The following is a 23,970-nucleotide window of genomic DNA, read 5'->3' as shown; positions in this document are numbered from 1 at the left end:
TACTGCACCGGCCGAAGCGTTGCCGAACGATCAGTCGGGCACAACGGAGCTCGGTGCTGATGCTGGGACCGACCAGCTAGGCGCTCGGGACACCGACCATCGACATTTCGCGAAGCTGCGTCGGGCTGACGTCGTGCTTCTCCTTGATGGCCATTCGCAGATACGCGATGGAAGGGGCTCCTGAGATCCTCGCGATCTCGGAGACCGGCATGGACGAGTAGCGCGGGTTCCGAAGGAGTATCTCCGCATGCTCGATCCGTCGTCGACGGATCTCTTTGGAGATCGACATCGCACGAGATTCGAAGGCGCGGTGAAGCGTCCGGAGCGATACTCGCAGACGCTTGGCGAGCGACGGTGCGTTGAGGTGGGGGTCGCGGAACTCCGCATCGACGATGCGCATTGCCTCCTCGTACACGGCGGAGGGTGCTGATCCGCGAAGCTCCTGTCCGCCTGTGTTGTCCGGATGGCCGAGGAGCGTCAACAGGGTCGTGCCGGCAGCGTCGATCGAATCTGTCGGTGCTTCCGGCGATGCCGCGCACAACCAGTCACACAGGGACTCGAACAGCAAGAGTGACGGCTCAGCCATGTGCCAGCTGTCGAAGCCGTTCCTCTCGGCAGGCGGCGGTTGTCGATCTGGAGCGACCTGGCGCGGGTTGACGATGACGAGTTGCGCAGGCGTGGCCACATCCAGCCAATCGCCGGGAGTACGGTGCGGTGAGTACACCTGGCCCCGGTGCAAATGTTCCGGACCCGAATCAGTGCGCAGGGTTACCGCGCCGCTGAGAACTACGCACATCGAGGCGTATTCAGTTGTGATGCAGCCAGTTCCTACCTGACGGTGGGGGGACAGCGTCACTCGACTGACAGTCACTGTCGCCATCGGCACAGTTACCCCGCGCACGTAGAACTCCTCAGGGTGGGGTGTCTCCACCCGCGTGTGCTTTCGGACCTGACGCAGCCCCTCGTAGCCTTCGAGGCTCCACTCGGAGATCATCCGTTACTTCCCTTGCTTGCCACGCGTTTCGATCTTCACGACGCCGCTCGGGAGCGTTCAGGCCACGGACAGGTCAATCCTCCACGGCGCCGCGCTCCCCTGCACGGTGGTTATGCGTCGACCTTATGAATGCGGGGTCGACTCCGCTGTCCGGTGCGGGCATCGTGCGCGTTACCGCACGGTGCCCGCACACCTGGTACGCGCAGCTTCTCCGACCCTCAGCTGATCTGCTGGTGAGGTGCGAGAGGTGCGGCGCCGGATCCGGCCTGATCCTCCGGCGCTACGAAGGCGAACAGCTCGGCTCGAGAGCGAACTCCGAGCTTCCGGAACACGGCAGTGAGTCGCTTCTCGACCGTGCGCTGCGCGAGGAACATCCGCCGCGCGATGTCACGGTTCCGGAGACCCTGAAGGGCCAGCTCGACGATTTGATTCTCTTGCTCGGTCAGCTGATCGAGACGTAGGTCGGTTGATTCGTCGGTCGCCGAACTTGCCCCCACCGCGTCGGCCCAGCCGAGGGCGCCGATGCGGGTGAACAGCGCGTGTGCCGTGCGTAGTGGGTGCTGATGAGAGATGTTCTCGGATTCGTCCCTCAGACGATCGGCATAGATTGCATGTGCCCGTGCGCGCTCGAGTGTGGGGGCAGGGGCGGTTCGAGGTCCGAGTGCCCGTGACAGTGCCATGCGCGCTTCGTCCGGTGACTTGGCGACGAGCAGTTCACCGCGTGCGAAGGTCGCCTTTGTGCTGGGCGATTGTCGAGCGCCCAGACGCGCCCCGAGCGTGCGCAGTACCTTATCGCCCATCTCCGGCTGGCCCGAACGCACAAACGCTTCGATCAGATCCACATGCCGCTGCAGCTGCCAGCATCCTCCGACCGTGTCGAACGCATCGATGCTCTGCTCCAACAGTGAGATGGAGGATACGTAGTCGCCGCGCATCAGCGCGATCTGTCCCAATGCCCACAACAGCCGAGACTCGTTGGTGCGGTACGCGCGTGAGAACGGGGTTGCGTGAATGCGGTCCGCGAGCTCATCGACTTCCTGAAACCGCCCTATGAGCCCGAGGATCTGGATGCGCTGGGACAGGCGCAGAGAAGGGAGACAGTTCTCGGCCGGTACCAGGGTTTCGGCTTCGTCCCACAGTGCTCGGGCTGCGTCGATGCTTCCGGCGAAAAGTTCGCCGTCTACGCGCAGTGCCATCACGATCGCGCGTTCTACAGGGGAGATAGCTTTCGTCGAGAGGCGTTCGAGATCGTTCATCGCGTCGTGGTGGCGACCGAGTTTCTGGAGCATGTGCGTCGACATCACGGATTCTGCGAAGCAGTCCTTCTCGCGGACCTTGGCCACACGCGACGACAGCTGTCGGTCTGCAGGCTCTGGTGTGCCGTCGACGACCGCGAGATGAGCCATTGCGAGCGACACCGCGTGCACTGGACCTGATTCCGAACCACATATCCTGTCGACGGCGGCCAGCACGCGACGGGCCTCTTCGGTGTCGTTTCGACACACGTGGAGGTAGCCCACGACGCCGGCGAGCCTGGACGCAGAGTCCGGGCATCGAGACGTGAGCGCATCCACGATGTTCCGAGCGCTCACCTCGTCGAACGCTTCATCCTGCAGGTAGTTGAGGAGTAGCTGGGCGACCGTGGCCTCGGCAGCCTCACCCGGCGGCAGCAGTTGCGGCTCGATATAGCGGGTGAACTGAGCGGCGTCGGCGAAGAACCCCCATCCGGTCACAATTCGGAGGGCATGCGCCGCCAGACGGGATCGCCGGACCGCGTCCGACGTGTCGAGAGCTGTGCGGAGTACTTGGACAGCCAGTGACGCTTCACCGTTCAATGCCAGTTCGTCTGTTCGGCGGATCATTTCGTTGATGGGTACGACGATCGGATCAGCCGTGAAGGCCCGATTCGCGGTTGCCAGAGCGGGCCGCTCCCCGAGCAGCGAGTGCGCCTCGACAATGCGGTGGCAGTCGCTGCGCAGCTTCGGCGCGGCAATCGTATAGATCGCAGCGCGGTCGAGGTGGTTTCGTACCTGCACTACGTGACGAATCGATTCGACGTGGCCCGCGCTCACCAGTGCGGCGAGCTCGGTGTCGAAATCGCTGCCTGAATCGAATTCCGAACGGAGCGCTTGGATCAGGTGGCCGGGTTCCACGGTTCGCACTATCGACAGAACAGTGAGTGCGGTTCGTTGGGCAGCGGTCAGGTTCGACACGACATCGCGCCACCGGGCGGTGCGAGAATCCGCCACCACGGCCGGTTCGGGGAGTGCTGCAAGTCCGGTCAGCTGATCGGTTGTCAGCTGCTCACACAGCTCCCGGACATCGACAGGGTTGCCGTGGCCTATACGGTGTAGCTCGAAAAGCGTGGACAGCGGCGGCTCTTCACCGGTGACCGACTTGATCAGAGCACGCGACTCCGCGAGCGTCATCGTGTACATCGGCAACTGAGGGAGCGGCTGAAGGCGCGGGTCGACCCCGGTCCCGGAGACGAGGACGAGGAACACCCTTGTTTTTGCGAGGCGTCGAGCCACGTAGCCGAGGACCGCGATACACGAAGGCGGCAGGACATCGGCGTCGTCAACGGCGATGAGCAGCGCGTGTTCGCCCGCATCGAAGGATTCGAGGGCCGACAGCACCCGGTCGCCGATGATTGCCCCGACATCATCTGTGGCCGATCTGCGGTTTTCGGGAACCGCACGGATGAGGGTGTTCTCGTCTATCCCGATGCGGGTGAAAAGCGGGTGAAACACCGCCAGGGGTGAGAGATCGGATTCGCGTAGACCGGTGAGGAAGATGGTCCGGCCCTCGTGCATCCGACATACCTCGTCGAGCAGATGGGTGCGCCCGGACTGCCTGGTACCTGTCAGAACCAATGCCGATCCTGAGCCGGAGCGGGCGTTGTCGAGCCCTCGTCCGAACTGATGAGAAGCGTGTGCTCGGCCATGGGCACGCGCCCCGGTGTCGATAACCATTTTCCTGTACTCCTCAGCTACCCCGACAGTGCCGATAGGTACAAAGTTAGTTACATAACTTCGGTCGCTGCGGACCGAGGAGGGGTGGAATCAGGGTGAAATGCCCGACTCGAGAACTCGAGTTGGCATTTGTTGAAACCGGCCGACGTGATTCCTGTATCTTGCTCAGCCCTTCAGCTTCTTCATCGTCAGGTGCGATTCGATCTTCGAGATCGCCGGCTGCTCCATGAGCTTGGTGCGCAGGAAGACCTCGAACGCGTTGAGGTCGGGGACGGCGACGCGGATGAAGTAGTCCGGGAGGCCGATCATCCGCCGGAATTCGACCACCTCGTCGAAGGAGCCCACCTCGGTCTCGAACTCCTCGACGGTCTTGCGGTCCTGCGAGACGATCTCGGCGTTGACGATCACCTCGCAGCCGCGCCCGACGGCGTCCGGGTCCACGACGGCGTGATAGCCGACGATCACCCCGTCGGCTTCGAGGCGGCGGACCCGCCGCAGGCAGGGCGACGGGGTCAGGCCGACCCGGTCGGCCAGTTCGGCATTGGTGAGTCGGGCGTTGGCCCGCAGCTCGCGTAATATTGCGCGATCCAGATCATCCACAGCAGAATATTGCGCCGGATGGTCCTCGGAGGCAATATCCGGCAATCAAATGCTTCTCGTTCAGCACTATTATTGCCGCGTGACCAGTGCGTTTACCGATCAGGGCCTCGACGCCCCGCCCGCCGCGTCGCGTCGGTCGGATCTCCGGGCCGCGGCCCGCGACACGGTATCGGTGGGCTTCGGGCTCTTCCCGCTCGGCCTGGCGTTCGGTCTGCTGCTGGTCCAGTCCGGCTTCCACTGGTGGTGGGCGCCGATCTTCTCCCTGATGATCTACGCGGGCTCGCTCGAGTTCCTGGCGATCGGGCTCGTGCTGGCCGTGACCCCGCTCGCGTCGATCGCGATGACGACGTTGCTGGTGAACTTCCGGCACGTGTTCTACGCGCTGTCCTTCCCGCTGCACCGGGTGCGGGGACGCGCCGCGCGGGTCTACAGCATGTACGCGCTCACCGACGAGGCGTACGCCGTCGCGGCGGCCAAGGACCCGGAGTCGCTGAGCAGTCGGCGCATCCTGTTCATCCAGGTGTTCTGCCAGCTGTACTGGGTGCTCGGCGGCGTGACCGGCGCCCTGTTCGGCAGCGCGCTCCCGATGCAGCTGACCGGGCTCGACTTCGCGCTGACCGCGCTGTTCGTGGTGCTGGCCGTCGACGCCTTCCGTGCCCGCCGGGACATCCCGACGCCGATCCTCGCGCTGCTGAGCGCACTGGTCGCGCTCGTGGTGGCGCGCGACCAGATGCTGGTGGTCGCGATGGGTCTGTTCGTCGGCGCACTCCTCGTCCGGTTCCTCCTGCACCGCCACGGGAGGTCAGCGCATGCCTGATCTGAGATACATCCTCGCCGCGCTGGCCGTGATCATGGCGGTGACGTTCGCGCTGCGGGCGGTGCCGTTCGCGGTGATCGCACCGCTGCGCTCGTCGACGCTGGTGCACTACCTGGGCGCGCACATGCCGGTGGGGATCATGCTGATCCTCGCCGTCTACACCCTGCGCGACGTGACGTTCGCGCCCGCGTCGCTCGTGCCCGCCGGCACCGCGCTCGCGGTCACGGTCGGCCTGCACCTGTGGCGCTCGCACGCCCTGCTGAGCATCGTGGGCGGCACCGCCGCATACGTGGTTCTCCAGAATTGGGTGTTCGGCTGAGCTGGAGTACGCAGTTCGTCGCGGTGATCGGCGCGCTCGTCGCACATTCCGGGCCCGTCACCGATCCGCAATCGTCGATTCTGTGACGGAACCCGCATGTCAGAGGCATTTCGTTTGTTTGTGGACGCAACTTCACCGGCGTGTCGAGCGTTAGCCTTGTCACTGTGACGTCGCACGTGGATGAAGCCGGATCGCTGTCGAACCCCACCCCGGGATCGACCCGTATCCGCAGCTCGGTGTTCCGGAACAAGGTGACCTCCGCCGCGGCGGCCGTCGAGTTCATCCACCCGCACGACACCGTCGCGATCAGCGGCTTCGCCAGCGCCGGGACGCCCAAGGCGATCATCCCCGCGCTCGCCGAGCGCATCCACGCGGTCCGCGGTGCCGGGGCGAACTTCACCATCAACCTCCTGACGGGCGCCTCGGTGTCCACCGGCACCGAGCGGCTGCTGGCGGAGGTCGACGGCATCTCGCTGCGCATGCCCTACCAGTCGGAGCCGACCGCCCGCCGCAACATCAACAGCGGCCGGATGGACTACGTCGACATCCACCTCTCGCACGTCGCACAGCAGGTGTGGGAGGGCTACTACGGCAACGTCGACGTCGCGGTGGTCGAGGTCGCCGGCATCACCGAGGCCGGCGAGCTGATCCCGTCGGCGTCGATCGGCAACAACAAGACGTGGCTCGACGTGGCCGACAGGGTCATCCTCGAGGTCAACTCGTGGGTGCCCGAGGGGATGGCCGGCATCCACGACATCTACTACGGCACCGCGCTGCCGCCGTACCGCAAGCCGATCCAGCTCACCTCGGTCGAGGACCGCATCGGCCAGCCCACCCTGAGGGTCGACCCGAACAAGGTGGTCGCCGTCGTCGAGACCGACACGCGCGACAGCGCCAGCCCGCTCGCGGCGCCCGACGAGATCAGTCAGGCCATCGCCGCGCACGTGATCGACTTCTTCGAGCACGAGGTCGCGAAGGGTCGGCTCCCCGCCGACGGCCTGCTGCCGCTGCAGTCGGGCATCGGCAACGTGGCGAACGCGGTGCTGCAGGGCCTCGACGCCGGCCCGCACAAGGGGCTGACCTGCTTCTCCGAGGTGATCCAGGACGGGATGCTGCACCTCATCAAGCACGGCACCGTGCGGTACGCGTCCGCGACGTCACTGGCGCTCTCGGACGCCGGCATCGACGAACTGGTGTCGAATATCGACTTCTACCGCAAGCACATCGTGCTGCGCCCGCAGGAGATCAGCAACCATCCGGAGATCGTCCGGCGCCTCGGCATCATCGCGATGAACGGCATGCTCGAGGCCGACATCTACGGCAACGTGAACTCGACGCATGTCATGGGCACCAAGATCATGAACGGCATCGGCGGCTCCGGCGACTTCGCGCGCAACGGCTACCTGTCGATGTTCCTGAGCCCGTCCACCGCGAAGGGTGGGGCGATCTCGTCGATCGTGCCGATGGTCCCGCACGTCGACCACACCGAGCACGACGTCCAGGTGCTCGTCACCGAGCAGGGGCTCGCAGATCTGCGAGGGCTGTCGCCGCGCAAGCGGTCTCGCGTCGTCATCGACAAGTGCGCGCACCCGGAGTACCGGGCGATGCTGCTCGACTACGTCGACCGGGCCGAGCGGTCGCCGTCGGCCGGGCACACCCCGCACCTGCTGGGCGAATCCCTCTCGTTCCATCAGCGGTTCGAAGAGACGGGTTCGATGCTGCGCAACTGACGGTCCGGCAGTTCGACGACGTCGTCGGCCCACACGTCCAGCAGCGCGCGGTCGTGGCTGACCGCGAGTATGCCCAGCCCGGAGCGCACCGCCTCGCGCAGTACCGCCACGAGGGACGCGGTGGTCGCCGGGTCGAGCATCGCGGTCATCTCGTCGCAGATCAGGTAACGCGGACGCTGCACCAGAGCCCTTGCAAGACAGGCTCGTTGCAGCTGCCCGTCGCTCACCTGGTGGGGGCGCCGCCCCAGTAGATCGGTGGTGAGGCCCACCCGCGCGGCGGCGTCGCGGACGACGGCGGCCCGCTCGGCCCGGGGCACCCGGGACACGAGCAGCGGTTCGGTGACGATCCGCTCGAGCGTCAGGCGCGGCGACGTCGACTGGCGCGGCGACTGGAACAGCATCGCGATCGCCCGCCGGGTCTCCGTCGGCGCGTCGGCGCGGCGCGACACCTCGACGCCGTCGACGCTGACCCGGCCCGACCACGGGCGGTGCAGCAGCGCGCACACCCGCGCGAGCGTGGTCTTGCCCGCACCCGACGGGCCGGTCAATCCGATGGCCCGGCCGCGCGGAATCTCCAGTCCCACACCGTCGAGGACCGGGATGCCGTGATCGTGACCGGTGTGGATGCCCTCGGCTGCCAGGCTCACGGCCGACCTCCCACGCGGGTGCGCACCACGCGGTCCCCAGTGCGGAGCAGGTGCGTCGGGCCGCCCGAGAAGGCGGTGTCGGGTCGGCGCAGGTGATAGACGCAGTCGTCGGGCAGGTCGGTCAGTTCCGGGGGCGAGCCCGGCAGCGGGCGCAGGCCGTTGCGGGGCAGGGCGGCCACTAGGTCCTTGGTGTAGTCGTGCCAGGGATCGTCGAGAACGGCTGCGGCCGGACCGGATTCGAGGATCCGTCCGGCATACATCACCGACACGGTGTCGGCGTGCCCGGTGACCGCGGCGATGTCGTGGGTGATCAGGAGGACCGCGGCGCCCGCCTCCGCGCAGCCGTCCAACAGCGTGAGGATCCGTTCGGTGAGCGCCGGATCCAGGCTGGACGTCGGCTCGTCCGCCGCGATCACCTCCGGGTCCCCGGCCAGCGCGAACGCGACCGCGGCCCGCTGTGCCATCCCGCCGGACAGCTGGTGCGGATACAAGTCCCGGCAGCTAGCGTTCAGGCCGACACGGTCGAGGAGTTCGTCGATGCCGTAACGGCTTTCGAGATGAAGGAGGGTCTCGTCCAGCTGTGCACCGACCGTGCGGACCGGCGTCAGGTAGGTCGCGGCCGACTGGGGGACCAGGGCGATCCGCCGGCCGCGCACGGTGCGCAGCACGCGCTCGGGGGCACCCACGATCTCCACCGGATCGGCGCCGGACGTCAACCGGATCGAGCCCGACACCTGCGCGTTCGACGGCAGCAACCCGCAAAGGGCGGACGCCACTATCGACTTCCCGCAACCGGATTCGCCGACCAGGGCATGCGTGCGCCCGGTTTCAAGGGTCAGCCCGACGTCGGTGGCGGCGTGCACGGTGCCGGCCCGGACCGGGATCCGGACCGTGAGCGCGTCGACGGTGAGTGCGGCGGTCATCGCGGCGTCCTCTCCAGGATCGGTGGGTTGATCCGGTCGCGCAGCGCCGCGCCGATCCCGGCGACCGCGAGCGTGGCGGCGATCAACAGCAGCGACGGGAACGCCAGCGTCCACCACCCGCCGAGAAGGAGCGTCGAACGTGCTTCCTGCAGAAGCGTTCCCAGTGACGGTTGGTGCGGTGGCAGGCCGAGGCCGAGGAACGACAGTGTCGTCTCGTGCCAGACGGCGTGCGGGAGGAGTAGCCCCACCGCGACCAGGGCCTGGCCGGCCGCCGCCGGTGCCAGATGGTGCCGCATGACGTGCCGTCGTCCCGCGCCCGCGAGGTGCGCGGCGTCGACGTACTCGCGGCCCCGCACCCCGAGGACCTCGGAGCGGGCGATGCGCGCCACCTGCGTCCAGTGGGTCAGTGCGATCGACGCGACGATCGCCGGGATGCTGCCCCGGAACAGCGCCACGATCACGATGCCCAGCAGCAGGTGGGGGAGCGCGTTGACGCCGTCGACCACGCGCATCACGATCCGGTCGGTCCAACCACCGAAAGTTGCGGCGGCCACACCGATCCCGGTGCCCAGGACGGTGGAGGCGACGGCGCACACCGCGGCGATCAGCAGCGAGACCCGCAGTCCGGCGGCCACCCGGACGAACAGGTCGCGTCCGGCGTTGTCGGTGCCGAACCAGTGCTCGGCGCTCGGGGCCAGCCGCGCGTCGGCGAAGTCGGTGAGCCGATCGTCGACCCCGGCGAGCCACGGCACGAGAAGTGCGTACGCGACGATCGCGGCGAGCACGGCCGTCGACACGAACAGTCGGCGGTCGAGGCGCGCAAGCCTACCCATCGGCGCTCACCCGCGGATCGAGCAGCGTCAGCGCGACATCGGCGAGCAGCGACCCGATCAGCACGATCAGTGTGGTGCCGACGGTGAGCGCCGCCAGCAGCGGGAAGTCGAGTTCGCGCGCGGACGTGACCACGGCGCCGGCGATCCCGGGCCACGAGAACACCTCCTCGACGATCGCCGCGCCCACGATGATCTCGGGCAGGCGCAGGCCGATCACGGTCGCGAACGGCCCCAGCGCCACCGGGACGACGTGGCGCAGCAGGATCGTCCGTTCCGGGATCCCGCGGGCCCGGGCGCCGCGGACGGCGTCCGACCCGATCGCGTCGCGCGCCGACTGCCGCACCGACATCGTCAGCCACGGCACCTGCGACACCGCGAGCACCGTCACGGGCAGCACGAGGTGCTCGGCTACCTGCCCGAGCGACGGATCGGCGCCCGCGTCGGTGAGTCCCGCGACGGGCAGCCAGCCCAGCGACAGCGCGAACACCGCGACCGCGCCGAGCGAGAGCACGAACGGCGGCGTGGCCTGCACGACGGCGGCGAGCGGCGCCACCACCCGGTCCAGCAGCCCGCCCGGCCGCGCACCCGACCACACCCCGAGCACGAACGAGAGCGCGATCGCCAGACCGAGGCCGAGGCACGTCAGCAACAGCGTCCACGGCAGACGTTGGGCGATCACCGCCGCGACGGGCTGCCCGAAGCTGCGGGAGGTCCCGAGGTCGCCGGAGAGCAGCCCACGCACCCAGTGCCCGTAGGTCGCCCACCACGGGTCGTGCAGACCCAGTTCGTCGGCGAGGCGGGCGCGGTCGGCGTCGCTGGTGGTCGTGTACCGGTCGCCGAGGTAGCCGGCGAGCGGATCGAACGGTGACCGCGACGCGAGCGCGAACAGCGCCGCCGACACCGCCACGAGCAGCGGCACCGCGAAAGCGGCCCGGCGCAGTGCCATTCGGGCCACCTCGCGGCGGCGGGTCCGAGGACCGCGCCGCGGTGCGGCGACGGCGGTCTCCGGTGGGGCGGACGTCGCCGTCACGGGCGGGCCCAGTCCCGCAGGTTCCACCACGGGCCCCAGGCCACGCCGTGGCTGTGCGGCTCGAGGATCGGCGTCGACCCGGTCCAGCCGCCGTCGCGCATCACGTACGTGTGGTCGAGGAACACCAGCATCACGTAGCCGGGGTCGGCGACGTACCCGGTCTGCACCGCCCGGTAGTCGGCGGCGCGGCCCGCGGGGTCGATGCTGCGGCGCGCGTCGTCGAGGGCCCGGTCGATCTCCGGGTTCACGTAGCCGGACGCGTTGTCGTAGCCGCTGCCCACGCCGGGCTGCGCGTACGACGAGTGCAGTGTCGAGTACAGCTGGGTGTCCGGGTCGTACGGCAGGTCGCCGCCGCCGAGCAGTCCGGCCCGGGTGGTGAGCTGCCCAGGGAACACGCCGCGGTCCACGGCCTCGACGTTCACCCGCACGCCGATCCTGGACGTGTCGGACGCGAACGCCTGCGCCAGGTCCCGGCGGAGCGTGTCCTGCGGGAAGTACATGACGGTGAACTCGGCGCGGACGCCGTCCTTGCTGCGGACGCCGTCGGCGCCGGGCACCCAGCCGGCGTCGCGGAGGAGGTGCTCGGCGCGCACGCGATCGAACGGGAAGGTGGCGGACGCCTCGTAGGCGTCGCCGTAGACCTCGGGCACCGGGGTGTATGCCGCCCGGCCGTGGCCGCCGAGGATGTTCGCGACCATCGCCCCGCGATCCACCGCGAGATTGAGCGCCATCCGCATCGCCGGGTCGGCGGTGACTGGATTACCGGCGGGCAGCGTGACGCCGCGCCAGTCGGCCGACGTGTTGGCGACCACCTCGTATCCGGCGCGGTCGGCAAACGTGTTCGCCAGGAGCGGTGGGACGTTCGCGCCGTCGAGCTCGCCCGCCGCCATCCGCTGGGCCCGGGCGTTGTCGTCGGGCATGTAGACCACGGTGAGCTTCTTCACCTGCGGGGCGCCGTCCCAGTAGTCCTCGTTCGCCGCGTACACCGCCTGGTCGGGTCGCAGCGACACCAGCCTGTACGGGCCGGTGCCCACCGGCTGACTGTTGAGCGGCGACCGCTCGGCCGGGCCGCCGGTCAGTCGTTCGGACGGGGCGATGCCGAGGAGCAGCTTGGTCGGCCACGGCGCGTACGGGTACGCGAGCCGGAACTCGACGGTGTCGGGGCCGGTGGCCTCCACCGACTCGAGCATGTCGTACGACGTGGCCAGCGGCGACGCCGACGCCGGGTCGAGGATCGCGCGGTACGTCGCGACGACGTCCTCGGGGCCGAACGCGGTGCCGTCCGTGAACCGGACGCCGTCGCGGACCTTGACGGTCCACACGGTCGCGTCGGCGTCGGGTACCGGCATCTCCGCCGCGAGCGCGGGCTCGAGTGTCGGGATGCCGGTGTCCTGGCCACCGGTGAGCCGGAGAAGCCCGTCGTAGACCTTGGCCTCGCCCGCTTCGCCGAAGCCGGCCACCGGGTTGTAGTTGCCCAGTTCGTAGCCGTCGGCGAGGACCAGGGCGGTGTCGTCGCCGCTCGGCGATGTGTCCGGCGCGGTGCACGCAACCAGGACGATCGGTACGAGTGAGAAAAGAGAAAGAGCTGGAACGAGTTTCATGGTCCTCCCAGAGGACGGGTGTGGAGAAGAACGAAGCCGACATCTGAATGGCTGTTCAGATGAGAAGGTAGCAGCCGCGCGCAAGTCGGAACGTCGAATTCGACTCGGTACGGCCACATTCCGACTGCGGTGCGGTGACGGGCACCCCCTCTCAACAGGCATTTCCCGCAAGATGGGCCGCCTTTGATAGCTCGGCGAAAATCTGTAAGATGTTGGGCGCCGCTAGATTCCAGGAACCGAAGCTGCTGCACGCGCTCGCGACCGGATCGTCCCGCTCGCTCCTCCTGGTTCGCGGCACCCACCAACGAGACATCCCTCGGGATGAGAACGGACAGTGCCCGCCATGAACCTCAGTCCCCGCGAAATGGACAAGCTGTACATCCACGTCGTGGCCGACGTCGCGCGACGTCGACGTGATCGAGGGCTGAAACTCAACCACGGCGAGGCCGTCGCACTCATCAGCGAGGCCATCGTCGAGGGCGCCCGCGACGGACGCACCGTCGCCGAGTGCATGGAGATAGGGCGACAGGTCCTCACCAGAGACGATGTGATGCTCGGCGTGCGCGACATGACCCAACTGGTCCAGGTGGAGGCCACCTTCGTCGACGGCACCAAGCTCGTGTCGTGCCACGATCCGATCGGTGGGTGAGTCATGGTCGCCGCGAACGTGATCCTCGTGTGCGGGCACGAGTGTCCCGACCCCGGGTACCTGCGGTCGCTCGACGCCACCTGGACCGTCGTCGCAGGTGGGCGTGCCCTGACGGAGGCGATCGAGACCGTGCGGGCGGTGTCGTCCGATCCGGTCTGCGTGGTGCCGATGACGCTCGGCCGTGACCCCGGCCTGATCGCGGATGCTGCCCGAGCCCTGAGTTGGTCTCGCAGGGAACCGAATTCGACGCCCTCGGCGCCGTTGGCACTCTCACCACCCCTGGGGGCAACAGACCACCTGGTTGGGTGGCTGCGCGGCCGTGCCGTGGCGGCATCGACGGACGCATTGCTCGTCACCGCGCCGACGGGCGGTCCCTTCGAGGACGCCGAACTGTTCCGAATCGCCCGCCTGGTGCGGCAATTCGGGCCAGCCGGTCTGGTGGAGGTGGCCCTGCTGGGCGGCGATCCCGACCTCGACGAGGGCATCGAACGGTGCCGTCGGCTGGGCGCCGACCGGATCACCGTCCTCCCGGCGTGGCTCGGTGCGTGCCCACCCACGGTGCAGGACGACGTCGTCGACGGCGGACCGCTGTTGGGCGACGCGGCGCTGCGAGGGGTCGTCGCGGCGCGGGTGTCCGAGACCCTGCACCGGCTGAGCCACGGACACGACGGGATCGACGACGGGCTCGACGCCGAGCACGGTCACGGCTTCGCCCACAGCCACGAGCCGGGCGAAGGCCATGGCCACGGTCACGGCCACCGGCACTAGACGGGCCGAGCACACCACACCGACTCCCGGAGCACTCCGGGAGTCGACTTCTTCATTCGTACTGCAGCGGCGGGCGTGACCGCCGGAGAGGACGCGACACCACATGACGGAGGGAGCGAAGTACCTGTACGCCGACGAGCCGGTGCCCCTCAACGCGGGGCGCCGCCGAGTCGTGGTGACCGTGGCGAACCTCGGTGACCGCGCCGTGCAGGTGGGATCGCACTACCACTTCTTCGAGGTGAACCGGGTGCTGCGCTTCGACCGCGCCGCCGCGTACGGGATGCATCTGGACATCGCGTCGGGCACCGCGGTCCGCTTCGAACCGGGCGACACCCGCACCGTGACGCTGTGCGAGGTCGGTGGCAGCCGTGAGATGGCGGGCTTTGCCGGGCTGGTCCACGGCGGCGGCGACGACGTCGTGGCTCTCGACGACGCGGGCGTCCGCGACCGGGCGTTCGAGCGCGCCGTCGAACGTGGATTCCTCTCCGCCCCGGATGAATCGGATCGCGTCGGCGCCGACGACCGTCCGTGCCCCGAGCCGGCGGTGCTGCCGCGCCGCACGTACGTCGACCTGTTCGGTCCGTCGGTCGGCGACCGCTTCACGCTCGCCGACACCAACCTCGTGGTCGAGGTCGAGCGGGACTGCAACGTCGGCGCCTTCGGCGACGAGGCCGTGTACGGCGGCGGCAAGGCGATCCGGGACGGGATGGCCCAGGATCCCACCGCGACGGCCGCGTCCGGTGCGCTCGACCTGGTGATCACCAATGTCGTGGTGCTCGACGGCGTGCTGGGGGTCGTCAAGGGCGACCTCGGCGTCCGGGCGGGCCGCATCGTCGGGATCGGCAAGGCCGGCAATCCGCGCACCCAGGACGGTGTGGACCCCGACCTGGTGATCGGTCCGGGCACCGAGGTGATCTCGGGCGAGCACCTGGTCGCGACCGCCGGTGCCGTCGACACCCACGTCCACTTCCTGGCGCCGCAGCAAGTCGAGGAGGCGCTCAGCAACGGCGTCACCACGATGATCGGCGGCGGCACCGGCCCGGCCGACGGCAGCAAGGGCACCACCTGCACGCCGGGGCCGTGGCACATCGGCCGGATGCTGCAGGCCGTCGACGAACTGCCGGTGAACGTCGGGCTGCTGGGGAAGGCGACGTCGCTGGCCGGCGGCGATGGCCGAGCAGGTGGCGGCCGGGCTGTGCGGGATCAAGATCCACGAGGACTGGGGCGCGACACCCGCGACGATCGACGCGGCACTGCGCGTCGCCGACGACATGGACATCCAGATCGCGATCCACGCCGACACCCTCAACGAGTCGGGCTTCTACGAGGACACGCTCGCCGCGATCGGCGGCCGGACGATCCACACCTTCCACACCGAGGGGGCCGGCGGCGGGCACGCCCCGGACATCCTGCGCATCGCCGGGGAACCGAACGTGCTTCCGGCGTCGACCAATCCGACGCTTCCGTACACGATCAACTCGGTCGACGAACTGCTCGACATGGTGATGGTGTGCCACCACCTGCGCCACGACATCCCGGAGGACGTCTCGTTCGCCGACTCGCGGGTGCGCGCCGAGACCATCGCGGCCGAGACGGTGCTGCACGACGACGGCGTCATCTCGATCTTCTCGTCCGACTCGCAGGCGATGGGCCGGGTCGGCGAGACGTGGACCCGGGCGATCCAGACCGCGTACCACTGCAAGGACCAGCGGGGCCCGCTGCCCGAGGACACCGCGCCCGACGGGACGTCCCACAACGACAACCACCGCGTGCTGCGGTACGTCGCGAAGACGACGATCAACCCGGCGCTCGCGGCGGGCGTCGCCGACCACGTCGGCTCGCTCGAGCCCGGCAAGCTGGCCGACATCGTGCTGTGGCCCGTCCACTCGTTCGGCGCCAAGCCGAACCTCGTCATCAAGGGCGGGCTGATCTGCTGGTCGCTGATGGGCGACCCCAACGGCTCGATCTCGACGCCGCAGCCGGTGCGGTACCGCCCGATGTACGGCGCGCTGGGCGCCGCGATGCGGGCGACGCGCCTGACGTTCGTGTCGCAGGCGGCGCTCGACGCCGGTGTGCCCGAGAAGCTGGGCCTGCAGAGCCCGGTGGTCGCCGTCCGTGGCTGTCGCTCGGTCGGCAAGAAGGACATGGTCCGCAACACCGCCACCCCGCACATCACCGTCGACCCCGACACCTACCACGTCCGCGCGGACGGGAAGACCGTGACGATCGCACCGGCGCAACGTCTTCCGCTCACCCAGCTGTACTACGTGATGTGAGGCCGACATGACCGATGTCGCCGCCCTCCTCGTGACGCTGCAGCTCACCGACTCGGCGTTCCCGGCGGGCTTCTACACGCTCTCGCACGGCCTCGAGGGGTACGCCCAGGCCGGAGCCGTGACCGCCGAGACCCTCCCGGACCTACTGGCGGACCTGCTGCGGCACTCGGTCGGTCCCGCGGACGCGACGGCGGTGGCCCTCGCGCACCGGGCCGCCCGCGGCGACGACCGCGAGTTGCTCCACCGCGTCGATCGACGCCTGCACGCCACCAAACTCAATCGGGAACTGCGACGGGCCTGCACCCGCACCGGACAGCAGATGCTGTCGGTGGCGCGGCAGACGTTCGAGTGCGCCGGCATCGACCGATTCGCGGAGGACGTGGCCGCCAAGCGGACTCCCGGCACCCAGCCGGTGGTGACCGGGGTGGTCGCGGCGGCGTGCGGCGTGGACGTCGCGCAGGCCGTGGCCGGTGACCTGTTCGCGTTCTCGGCGAGCCTGGTCGGCGCCGCGCTGCGCCTGCGGCTCACCGATCATATACGCGCGCAACGCATCCTCGCCGCCGCCGCACCGGTGATCGAGGAGGTCACCGCGTCGGCGCTGCGCCGCGAACTGAACGACCTCGGCGGGTGCACGCCCGTCGCCGACGTGATGTCGGCCGGACACGAGCGGGCCGACGCCCGCCTGTTCGTCAGCTGACACCAGAGGAAGGAGATGACATGACCGACGTTCTCAGGGTCGGAATCGGCGGACCCGTGGGGTCCGGCAAGACCGCGCTGATCGAGGCGCTGGTTCCGGTGCTGACCGCGCGCGGGCACAGCCCGGCAGTGATCACCAACGACATCTACACCCAGGAGGACGCCGAGCACGTCCGGCGCACCCTCGACGGCATCCTCGATCCCGCACGCGTCGTGGGCGTCGAGACCGGGGCCTGCCCGCACACCGCCGTCCGCGATGATCCGACGATGAACCTGGCGGCGGGTGCCGAACTGCTGGAACAGTTCCCGGACGTCGACACCCTGCTCTACGAGTCGGGTGGGGACAATCTGACGCTGACCTTCAGTCCGGTCCTGGTGGACCTGTTCCTGTTCGTCCTCGACACCGCGGAGGGCGAGAAGATGCCCCGCAAGCGCGGTCCCGGTATCACCGAGTCGGATCTGTTGGTGATCAACAAGATCGACATCGCCCAGTACGTTCGCGCTGACGTCACGGTGATGGAGTCCGACGCCTACCGGGTGCGCAACGGGCGTCCGGTGCAGTTGACCAATTGCCTGGCGGGCCAGGGGCTCACGGAGATCGCGGACTTCCTCGACACCTACAGGAAACAGCCGTGACCGGACGCGGACACGACGGCTGGGACGTGCCGGACATCGTGGTCGGGTACGCGGGCACGCCCGAGACCCTGCCGCCCGGCAGCCCCGGCAAGGACGGTGTCCTCGAACTCGAGTTCGTCCTGGTCGGCGAGCGGACGGAGATCGGGCACCGGCGGCAGCGGCCGCCGCTGCAGATCATGCGTCCGCTGTACGTCGATCCGCAGCGGCCGGACCTGCCCGTCGTGTACCTGATGTCCACTGGTGGTGGACTGGTGCAGGGGGACCGCATGCGTTTCGAATTCGACTGCGGTCCGGGTACTTCGGTGCACCTGACGACGCAGGCGTCGACGAAGGTGCAGCGGATGGACACCGACTACGCGACGCAGATCGTGTCGTTGCGGGCGGGCGCGGGAGCGTTCGTCGAGTACCTGCCCGAGCCCCTCATTCCGTTCGCCGGTGCGCGCCTGCACCAGCGCACCGCGGTGACCGTCGACCCGACGGCCACCGTCGTCCTCGGTGAGACTGTCCTGGCGGGTCGGTTGGCGCGCGACGAGCGGCACCGGTACGACGTGTTCGCCTCCGACCTCGAGATCTCGCGCCCCGACGGAACCCTGCTCGCGGTCGACACCATCCGGTTGCTGCCCGCGGACGGCGGGGTGACCGGTCCCGCCGTGTTCGGCGACCACGACGTCGTGGGAACCCTGTACGTGATCTCGTCGCTGGCGTCGGCAAGCGCCCTCGCCGACGCGCTGCACGGTGCGATCGACGCTGCGGCCGAGGGCATCCGGGCCGGCGTCAGCATCCTTCCGGACGACTGCGGCGCCTGGGTGCGGGTGCTCGGGCCGGACACCGAGTCGGTCGGCGCGGTCGTCCGCGCGGCGTGGGACGCGGCCCGTCGACTGCTGATCGGGGTGGCGGCCCCACACATCCGGCGGACCTGACGGTCAGCCGTCGGAACCCTCGTCCCGCTCGCCGACGGCGGTGCGCGGAATCCGCCCGCTGAAGAACAGCGCGCCGACGGCCAGCAGCGCCGCCAGCGCGAGGGCGGCCTGCAGGGCCTCGAGCCGGGCGTCGGAGTTGGCCGCGACCACCGCGTCGGCGACCGGCGGATCCACCTTCGCGTCGGCGAGAGCCGTGTCGAGTTGGGTGTCGCTGAGGAACGGCACGCCGCTGGCGAGTTCGACCGTCGCCTGTTCCTGCACAGACGGTGGAATGCGGGGATCATCCTGAATGCCGGCGACGATCGATGCGCTGAGCGTCGCGATCAGCACCGACCCGATCAGGGCCGTGCCGAGCGACGCCCCGAGATTGGTGGCGGTGTTCTGCAGCCCGCCGACCTCGGCGCTGCGGGAGTCCGGCACCGCGGAGACCGTGACCGCGCCGAGCTGTGACGAGAGCGCCCCGAGTCCGAGCCCCATCAACAGCATTGGGATTGCGACGACACCGGCGTTGGCGCCGGGATCCATGCCGGCAGCGAGGATGCCGATACCGGCGGTCATCGACGCCAGCCCGAGGCGGACCACGCGCCGCGGCATCGCGTGCGGCCACAACTTGGGAATACCCACCGCGGCCGCCAGTAGCGCCACCGACAGCGGCAGCAGTCGCACGCCGGTCTGCAGCGCGCTCAGTTCGAGCACGACCGACAGGAACAGCGGAACGGTGAAGAAGACTCCCGCTTGAATCATGAACTGCGCGAAGAACATCGTCAGCCCACCGGACAGTTGCCGGTTCCCGAGCAGTCGGATGTCGAGCAGCGGGTCCCGGCCGCGGCGCGTCAGGTAGGCCTCCCACCGGGTGAGGGCGTAGACCACCAGCAGCCCGCCGAGGACCAGCCAGATCACCGGCGACAGCCCCAGGACCTCCGGTCCACCGGCCCGGCTGTGCAGCCACCCCCACTCGCCGGATCGGAGCACGCCGTACACCACGAGGCCCAGCCCGAGCACCGACAGCACCGAGCCGACGATGTCGATTCGCACGCGGGTCGGCGTGGCGTCCTCGATCCTGCGGAGCACCGGCAGGATCACCAGCACCAGGACCACCTCGCCCGCGAAGACGTACCGCCACGACGCGAAGGTCGTGACCGCCCCGCCGATGAGCGGACCCGCGGCCACCGCTATCGCGCCGGAGGCGGCGATCAATCCGTAGGCGCTCGAACGTCTCTCCGGTGGAAAGTTGGCCGCCACGAGCGCAACGATCGCGGGCATGATCAGAGCGGCGCCGATCCCTTCGAGGAGCGACCATCCGATCAGCAGAACCCCCAGGTTCGGCGCCAATGCGGTGGTGAGCGAACCCGCGCCGTAGATCACCAGCCCGACGGCGAACGCCCGCCGCCGTCCGATGATGCTCCCGATCTTGCCGCCGGTGATCATCAGGGTCGCCATCACGAGTGTGTACAGCGTGATCGCGGTCTGGATGCCGGTGATGGTCGTGCCCAGATCGGACGCGACCTGCGCCATCGACACGTTCATCACCGAACTGTCGAGTGTCATCAGGAACTGTCCGGCGGACAGCGTCGCCAGGACGATCGTCGGCCGTGCCGCCGCGGCCCGTGACTCGGTGTCGGCCTGCATACCTGATTGAAGCAGGACCGGGGCGTCGGCCGGGGCGTATCGGCTCAGTCGATCAATCCGGTGCGGTACGCGATCTCGAGTGCCTCGTCCCTCGAATGCGCGCCGATCTTGCGGTAGAGCGAACGCAGCTGACTCTTGACGGTGTTGGTGGACACGAACAACTTTCGCGCGATCTCGAGGGTCGACAGTCCCTGCGCCAGTTCGACCAGCACCGCATGCTCGCGCTCGGTCAGTTCGACGTGATGCACTGCGGCAGGGTAGATCTCGGGCGCGTCGGACGCGAGGAACGCTGCCGCCGCCTGCGAGGGGAGGGGCGCCGCGGCGTCGAGTCCGGCGATCAGATCCCTTGGGACGGTCGCGAGCGTGCCGAGGAGGCCGGTGCGGTCGGCGATGGCCCCGGCGTGCGCCCACGCCCGTGCCGCCGCGGCCTTCTCACCTAGCGCGCGGTGGGCGGCCGCCTCGATGAGCAGGACCTCGAGCTGGGTGCGGGTGAACGGGTGGCTGAACCAGTCGCACTTGCGGCACAGCGCCAGCGCGGTCGCGGGCGTGCCGGTGAGCAGGTGCACGCGCGCGGCCGTGGCGACGACGAGGGGAGCTTCGACGGCCTGCGCGTCGAGTGTCGCCAGCGCCCGGTTGCCCTCGCCGAGCGCCAGCCGCAGATCGATCTCGAGCGACGTCATGAGCCGGGCGATCGCGGAACCGTTGCGGATCGCGGCCGAGTGGGACGTGACGGCCCGCTGCAGGACCGCCATGCCCGTGTACGCCTGCCCGGTCGCGAGCGCGTACCGGCAGTGCGCGAACGTGATGTACGGCCACAGCTCCTCGCGCTCCGACGCTTCCCCCAGCTCGTCGAGCGAGCGTCCGGCGGCGGCGAAGTCGAGGCGGTCGAGAGCGACGAGAGTCCGCGCGACCAACCCGCCCACCTTGACCATGGGTTCGAGCCAGCCGTCCGGGTCCGGGTGCGCGTCCTCGAGCTCGAGCCACTCCTCGGTCCGTCGCGGCTCGCCGATGACGGCCCAGTTCATCGCCGAGTTGCCGGCGGCGTTGCGGGCCACGAAGTCGACCCGCTGTCCCAGCGCCCCCCGGTGGGCCAGTCGCAGCTCCACCGCCGACTCGGCGAAGGCGCCGGCGAGCTGGTAGGTGATGCCCCACTGCAGACGCATCACCGGCAGTTGGGGGCCGACGTCGTCGGGACGCGACTCGAGCGCACCGCGAACCAGGTGCGCCAGGCGTCGGGTCATCTCGGCGGCCCGATCGTGCTCGCCCGCCAGGCGGAGCATGAGCGACTGAATACAGCCGATGGCGAGGGCGTCCCTCGCCTCGTCGGTGGCCCCGAGCTTCTCGAGCGCCGCCGGCTCCTGCGGCAGCGCGTCGGCCGGGATCGTCGGATGGGCGCCGAGGAGGACGAACAGATCCCGCCCGGCCTTGATGGCCGGACGCGACTCGACCAGATCCGCCGGCAATTCGCGCAGTGCCGACCGCAGGAGGCCGAAATGACTGCCCACGAGCCGGACCCAGTGCGCCTCGAGCAGCTCGATCGAGAGTTCCCAGTTGCGTGCCTCGATCGAGTACGACAGGGCTTCGGCGACGTCACCACGGTCTGCCGCGTTGCGAGCTAGAGCGGTCAGTCGGCGTGCGGGCGTGAGCCCGTTTCGCTCCTGGAGGGCGAGGAGGCGTTCCCGAACCGCGGGCGCGAGCTCCCACGCATCGTCCGTCGAAGTCTCGCAATGATTGACGATTCCGGCGGTTTCGAGAGCGGCGAGGCGTTGCGCGGCGTCCTCGGCGCCGGTGAGCAGGCGCGCGACGTCGGGCGTGATGGTCCGCGCGGCCGCCACCCCGATTACGAAATCGGGATCGGCGTCAATCGAAGGATGTTGGAGGACAGACGATTGCACGAACCGATCGATCGCGGTGTCGAGCCGGTGCGAGAGCAGTTCGCGGCGATCGGGGACGCCCGGAAGGCTCTTGGCGACGACGACCGCGCTCCGCATCAGGACCGGCAGGGCCGAGACGCGATCGAGAATGTATTCCAATTCGCCAGGCTTGAGGTTGATTTCGGCGTGCGCGAAGAGCTCCTCGGCTTCCGCCTGGGTGTACAGCAGGTCACTCGCGAGGATGAGTTCGTGCGTGGGCTCCATCAGGATCGGATCACCGAACAGTGACCGACCACACGCCGTGGCAACGATGTTCACGTTGTGGCAGCGGTCGAGGAGGTGCAGGATCGCCTCCTCGATCCGCTCGTCGTCGACCAGGTCGATGCGTTCGAGCACCAGCAGCACCGGTGCGCCGCTGCGCGCGAGGCACTCGCGGACCGCCTCGGCGTCCGAGTCGGAAGGCGTGCCCGGAATCGGTTCTCCGGCAAGGATGCCCGAGGTCCGTATTCGATCGGACACGATCTTCCAATAGACCTCCGAATTCGTGCCGGCTTCGGGAGTCGGAATCCACAGCACGGCGCGGAAGTCCGATCGCGTCGCCTCCAGCCAGGACATGACCAGTTCGGTCTTGCCGTATCCGCGGGGTGCGCGGATGACGGTGATCGGCGAGTTCCGATCCAGCTGGGCCAGCAGCCGCTTGCGCGGCGGTGCCCACGCGGCATTACGGCTCGGCACAGGGCTCGAGCCGCGGTCTTCTCGCCGTGTCATCAAATACCACCCCCCCGGTTTGGTCATGGTTGAGTCCGCCTCACGGGAACGGCGGGCGGATCATCGCTCGATCAACCTATTCGATCTCGATCATTGCAAACTACGGTTTCGCACCTCCTCGTGGCATGCGGATCCCGCCGGGTGAGACCCTCCCTTGCCGCCCCGACTGTCGCTGGGGCACCGTCGGCGGCATGAGCGAGCGTGTGCCGGATCCGGAGTTGCACGGCGCGGTGCGCGAGCCGCGGATCGATTCGCCGCCCGTACATCCGAGTTCCGTCCGGCGCATCACATGCCTCGACATCGACCGGCCGGACGGTGTCGGCGGTATGGTCGCACTCCACGGACGCGCGTGGGACTTCGCGATCGATGCACATCGCTGGCCGTCGGTCCGTGAAGCCGTCGCGCTGCGCGCCACGGTGGACTATCACGGTGGACGCACCCTGACCACTGTCGAGACCTCGCCGGTGGTGCCGGAGCTCGCCGCGCTCGTCGGGCACTCCGCGATCGCCGGGTTCCGTGGGCGCGTCGCGGACGTTGCCGCGCACGTGTCGTCGCCGCTGGCGCTGCTGCTCGACGACGTTCCGATGGGCACGTTGATCTCCGGTCACGCGGTATCCGCGGCCCGGGAGTTGCATGGTGACACCGGCGCCGTCGGGACCGGATACGTTCCCGTCGGTGACCAGTGCGCGGGCTACGCCGAGGTTGGGGCGTTGATCACGACCATCGCGGTGCGCGGCCGGAGCCCCGTCGCCGACGGGCCGGTTGCGCCGCCCGTCCACGACGCCTTCGGGCGTTCGCCGGGCCCGCTCGCCATCCACTCGATGCGCCGCCGTCGACGCATCGACCGCTGGATCGAGGACGGCGCGATCCGCATCGACGCGATGTTCCGCGACACCTACGGTCGGGCCGACGGCGTCGAGACCGTGATCCACGAGTACGAACTGTCGGTGGTCGCCGACGAGGGGACCGGGGTGATCCGGGAAGCGGTCGCGACGCCGCGGGTGCTGCCGTGGTCCGACTGCCCGGGCGCAGTGGCCAGTGCCGGCCGGCTGGTCGGGACGGCACTTCGCGACGTCGAGGAGCAGGTGCGAGGCGGTTTCCGGGGCGTGGAGACATGCACCCACCTCAACGATTTGCTGCGAAGCGTCACGCACTGAGACTGGGAATTCGTCCAATACTCGACATTCGGGGTGCTGCTCGCGCCATGATGCGGGGGCTGGGCGGGACGATATCGGTGCAACAGGCCGGGCTCCCCGCCGTCGTCGAATCGGATTCGTCGGGAGGGATT

Annotated in this window: 19 protein-coding genes and 1 pseudogene; 10 read left to right on the top strand and 10 right to left on the bottom strand. The window is 69.0% G+C overall.

What is annotated here, in order from left to right; genetic code table 11:
• Positions 1-76: 76 nt before the first annotated feature.
• From ACQ5DX_RS22665 to ACQ5DX_RS22655, 3 genes are all read right to left on the bottom strand, one after another.
• On the bottom strand, positions 77-994 hold the full coding sequence (locus tag ACQ5DX_RS22665; protein ID WP_430334724.1) for an AraC family transcriptional regulator: 918 nt from the start codon (positions 992-994) through the stop codon (positions 77-79).
• Between the two features lie 218 nt (positions 995-1,212).
• Complete coding sequence (locus ACQ5DX_RS22660; RefSeq protein WP_430334723.1) at positions 1,213-3,966, bottom strand: helix-turn-helix transcriptional regulator; 2,754 nt, start codon at positions 3,964-3,966, stop codon at positions 1,213-1,215.
• A 165-nt stretch (positions 3,967-4,131) separates the two neighbouring features.
• Positions 4,132-4,566 carry an Lrp/AsnC family transcriptional regulator gene (locus tag ACQ5DX_RS22655; RefSeq protein WP_430334722.1) on the bottom strand — a complete coding sequence of 145 codons (435 nt, stop codon included), beginning with the start codon at positions 4,564-4,566 and terminating at the stop codon, positions 4,132-4,134.
• 79 nt (positions 4,567-4,645) lie between these two features.
• Here ACQ5DX_RS22655 and ACQ5DX_RS22650 point away from each other — a divergent pair, with 79 nt between their 5' ends.
• From ACQ5DX_RS22650 to ACQ5DX_RS22640, 3 genes are all read left to right on the top strand, one after another.
• A complete protein-coding gene (locus tag ACQ5DX_RS22650) occupies positions 4,646-5,383 on the top strand; it encodes an AzlC family ABC transporter permease (RefSeq protein WP_430334721.1) in 738 nt (245 codons plus the stop codon).
• On the top strand, positions 5,376-5,702 hold the full coding sequence (locus tag ACQ5DX_RS22645) for a branched-chain amino acid transporter permease (protein ID WP_430334720.1): 327 nt from the start codon (positions 5,376-5,378) through the stop codon (positions 5,700-5,702). The genes ACQ5DX_RS22650 and ACQ5DX_RS22645 overlap by 8 nt, the downstream gene beginning before the upstream one ends.
• Before the next feature lie 194 nt (positions 5,703-5,896).
• The gene (locus ACQ5DX_RS22640) at positions 5,897-7,432 is read left to right on the top strand and encodes an acetyl-CoA hydrolase/transferase family protein (protein WP_430335775.1); all 1,536 of its coding nucleotides are present in this window, start codon (positions 5,897-5,899) and stop codon (positions 7,430-7,432) included.
• Here ACQ5DX_RS22640 and ACQ5DX_RS22635 read toward each other — a convergent pair.
• The 5 genes from ACQ5DX_RS22635 to ACQ5DX_RS22615 all read right to left on the bottom strand — a co-directional run bounded on the left by ACQ5DX_RS22635 (position 7,393) and on the right by ACQ5DX_RS22615 (position 12,466).
• Positions 7,393-8,079 (bottom strand): ABC transporter ATP-binding protein, encoded by a 687-nt coding sequence (locus tag ACQ5DX_RS22635; RefSeq protein ID WP_430334719.1) that lies wholly within the window; start codon positions 8,077-8,079, stop codon positions 7,393-7,395. The genes ACQ5DX_RS22640 and ACQ5DX_RS22635 overlap by 40 nt on opposite strands.
• Entirely contained in the window at positions 8,076-9,002 is a 927-nt protein-coding gene (locus ACQ5DX_RS22630) for an ABC transporter ATP-binding protein (protein WP_430334718.1), read from the bottom strand. Before ACQ5DX_RS22630 ends, ACQ5DX_RS22635 begins: the two co-directional genes overlap by 4 nt.
• Positions 8,999-9,835 carry an ABC transporter permease gene (locus tag ACQ5DX_RS22625; protein ID WP_430334717.1) on the bottom strand — a complete coding sequence of 279 codons (837 nt, stop codon included), beginning with the start codon at positions 9,833-9,835 and terminating at the stop codon, positions 8,999-9,001. Before ACQ5DX_RS22625 ends, ACQ5DX_RS22630 begins: the two co-directional genes overlap by 4 nt.
• Positions 9,828-10,781, bottom strand: coding sequence for an ABC transporter permease (locus ACQ5DX_RS22620; protein ID WP_430334716.1), 954 nt, complete (start codon positions 10,779-10,781; stop codon positions 9,828-9,830). Before ACQ5DX_RS22620 ends, ACQ5DX_RS22625 begins: the two co-directional genes overlap by 8 nt.
• An 80-nt stretch (positions 10,782-10,861) precedes the next feature.
• Positions 10,862-12,466 (bottom strand): ABC transporter substrate-binding protein, encoded by a 1,605-nt coding sequence (locus tag ACQ5DX_RS22615; protein WP_430334715.1) that lies wholly within the window; start codon positions 12,464-12,466, stop codon positions 10,862-10,864.
• A gap of 343 nt (positions 12,467-12,809) precedes the next feature.
• On the opposite strand from ACQ5DX_RS22615, the gene ACQ5DX_RS22610 reads away from it, so the two are divergent.
• From ACQ5DX_RS22610 to ACQ5DX_RS22585, 6 genes and pseudogenes are all read left to right on the top strand, one after another.
• Complete coding sequence (locus ACQ5DX_RS22610; RefSeq protein WP_430334714.1) at positions 12,810-13,115, top strand: urease subunit gamma; 306 nt, start codon at positions 12,810-12,812, stop codon at positions 13,113-13,115.
• 3 nt (positions 13,116-13,118) lie between these two features.
• Positions 13,119-13,883 carry a sirohydrochlorin chelatase gene (locus ACQ5DX_RS22605; protein WP_430334713.1) on the top strand — a complete coding sequence of 255 codons (765 nt, stop codon included), beginning with the start codon at positions 13,119-13,121 and terminating at the stop codon, positions 13,881-13,883.
• A gap of 103 nt (positions 13,884-13,986) precedes the next feature.
• A pseudogene (gene ureC, locus ACQ5DX_RS22600) lies at positions 13,987-16,159 on the top strand (urease subunit alpha).
• A 7-nt stretch (positions 16,160-16,166) separates the two neighbouring features.
• Positions 16,167-16,856 carry an urease accessory protein UreF gene (locus tag ACQ5DX_RS22595; protein ID WP_430334712.1) on the top strand — a complete coding sequence of 230 codons (690 nt, stop codon included), beginning with the start codon at positions 16,167-16,169 and terminating at the stop codon, positions 16,854-16,856.
• 20 nt (positions 16,857-16,876) lie between these two features.
• A complete protein-coding gene (gene ureG, locus ACQ5DX_RS22590) occupies positions 16,877-17,491 on the top strand; it encodes an urease accessory protein UreG (protein WP_430334711.1) in 615 nt (204 codons plus the stop codon).
• Positions 17,488-18,411 (top strand): urease accessory protein UreD, encoded by a 924-nt coding sequence (locus ACQ5DX_RS22585; RefSeq protein WP_430334710.1) that lies wholly within the window; start codon positions 17,488-17,490, stop codon positions 18,409-18,411. The genes ureG and ACQ5DX_RS22585 overlap by 4 nt, the downstream gene beginning before the upstream one ends.
• A 3-nt stretch (positions 18,412-18,414) precedes the next feature.
• Here ACQ5DX_RS22585 and ACQ5DX_RS22580 read toward each other — a convergent pair whose 3' ends face one another.
• Together ACQ5DX_RS22580 and ACQ5DX_RS22575 are read right to left on the bottom strand one after the other, a co-directional pair.
• Entirely contained in the window at positions 18,415-20,040 is a 1,626-nt protein-coding gene (locus tag ACQ5DX_RS22580; RefSeq protein ID WP_430334709.1) for an MFS transporter, read from the bottom strand.
• A gap of 44 nt (positions 20,041-20,084) precedes the next feature.
• Complete coding sequence (locus tag ACQ5DX_RS22575; RefSeq protein WP_430334708.1) at positions 20,085-22,682, bottom strand: LuxR C-terminal-related transcriptional regulator; 2,598 nt, start codon at positions 22,680-22,682, stop codon at positions 20,085-20,087.
• 191 nt (positions 22,683-22,873) lie between these two features.
• Between ACQ5DX_RS22575 and ACQ5DX_RS22570 the strand changes: the two genes are divergently transcribed.
• A complete protein-coding gene (locus ACQ5DX_RS22570; RefSeq protein WP_430334707.1) occupies positions 22,874-23,839 on the top strand; it encodes a DUF2889 domain-containing protein in 966 nt (321 codons plus the stop codon).
• The last annotated feature ends 131 nt before the right edge of the window (positions 23,840-23,970 follow it).

Source organism: Rhodococcus sp. ACT016 (assembly GCF_050477185.1).
Taxonomy (GTDB): domain Bacteria; phylum Actinomycetota; class Actinomycetes; order Mycobacteriales; family Mycobacteriaceae; genus Prescottella.
This window is presented reverse-complemented; position numbering and strand designations above follow the sequence as displayed.

What these genes read in the sequence shown, in the direction of transcription:
- ACQ5DX_RS22605 (WP_430334713.1), top strand. Translation starts at nt 13,119, where the DNA reads ATGGTCGCCGCGAACGTGATCCTCGTGTGCGGGCACGAGTGTCCCGAC.
- ACQ5DX_RS22620 (WP_430334716.1), bottom strand. Translation starts at nt 10,781, where the DNA reads ATGGCACTGCGCCGGGCCGCTTTCGCGGTGCCGCTGCTCGTGGCGGTG.
- ACQ5DX_RS22570 (WP_430334707.1), top strand. Translation starts at nt 22,874, where the DNA reads ATGAGCGAGCGTGTGCCGGATCCGGAGTTGCACGGCGCGGTGCGCGAG.
- ACQ5DX_RS22660 (WP_430334723.1), bottom strand. Translation starts at nt 3,966, where the DNA reads ATGGTTATCGACACCGGGGCGCGTGCCCATGGCCGAGCACACGCTTCT.
- ACQ5DX_RS22610 (WP_430334714.1), top strand. Translation starts at nt 12,810, where the DNA reads ATGAACCTCAGTCCCCGCGAAATGGACAAGCTGTACATCCACGTCGTG.
- ureG (WP_430334711.1), top strand. Translation starts at nt 16,877, where the DNA reads ATGACCGACGTTCTCAGGGTCGGAATCGGCGGACCCGTGGGGTCCGGC.
- ACQ5DX_RS22595 (WP_430334712.1), top strand. Translation starts at nt 16,167, where the DNA reads ATGACCGATGTCGCCGCCCTCCTCGTGACGCTGCAGCTCACCGACTCG.
- ACQ5DX_RS22575 (WP_430334708.1), bottom strand. Translation starts at nt 22,682, where the DNA reads ATGACACGGCGAGAAGACCGCGGCTCGAGCCCTGTGCCGAGCCGTAAT.
- ACQ5DX_RS22625 (WP_430334717.1), bottom strand. Translation starts at nt 9,835, where the DNA reads ATGGGTAGGCTTGCGCGCCTCGACCGCCGACTGTTCGTGTCGACGGCC.
- ACQ5DX_RS22615 (WP_430334715.1), bottom strand. Translation starts at nt 12,466, where the DNA reads ATGAAACTCGTTCCAGCTCTTTCTCTTTTCTCACTCGTACCGATCGTC.
- ACQ5DX_RS22630 (WP_430334718.1), bottom strand. Translation starts at nt 9,002, where the DNA reads ATGACCGCCGCACTCACCGTCGACGCGCTCACGGTCCGGATCCCGGTC.
- ACQ5DX_RS22645 (WP_430334720.1), top strand. Translation starts at nt 5,376, where the DNA reads ATGCCTGATCTGAGATACATCCTCGCCGCGCTGGCCGTGATCATGGCG.
- ACQ5DX_RS22580 (WP_430334709.1), bottom strand. Translation starts at nt 20,040, where the DNA reads ATGCAGGCCGACACCGAGTCACGGGCCGCGGCGGCACGGCCGACGATC.
- ACQ5DX_RS22665 (WP_430334724.1), bottom strand. Translation starts at nt 994, where the DNA reads ATGATCTCCGAGTGGAGCCTCGAAGGCTACGAGGGGCTGCGTCAGGTC.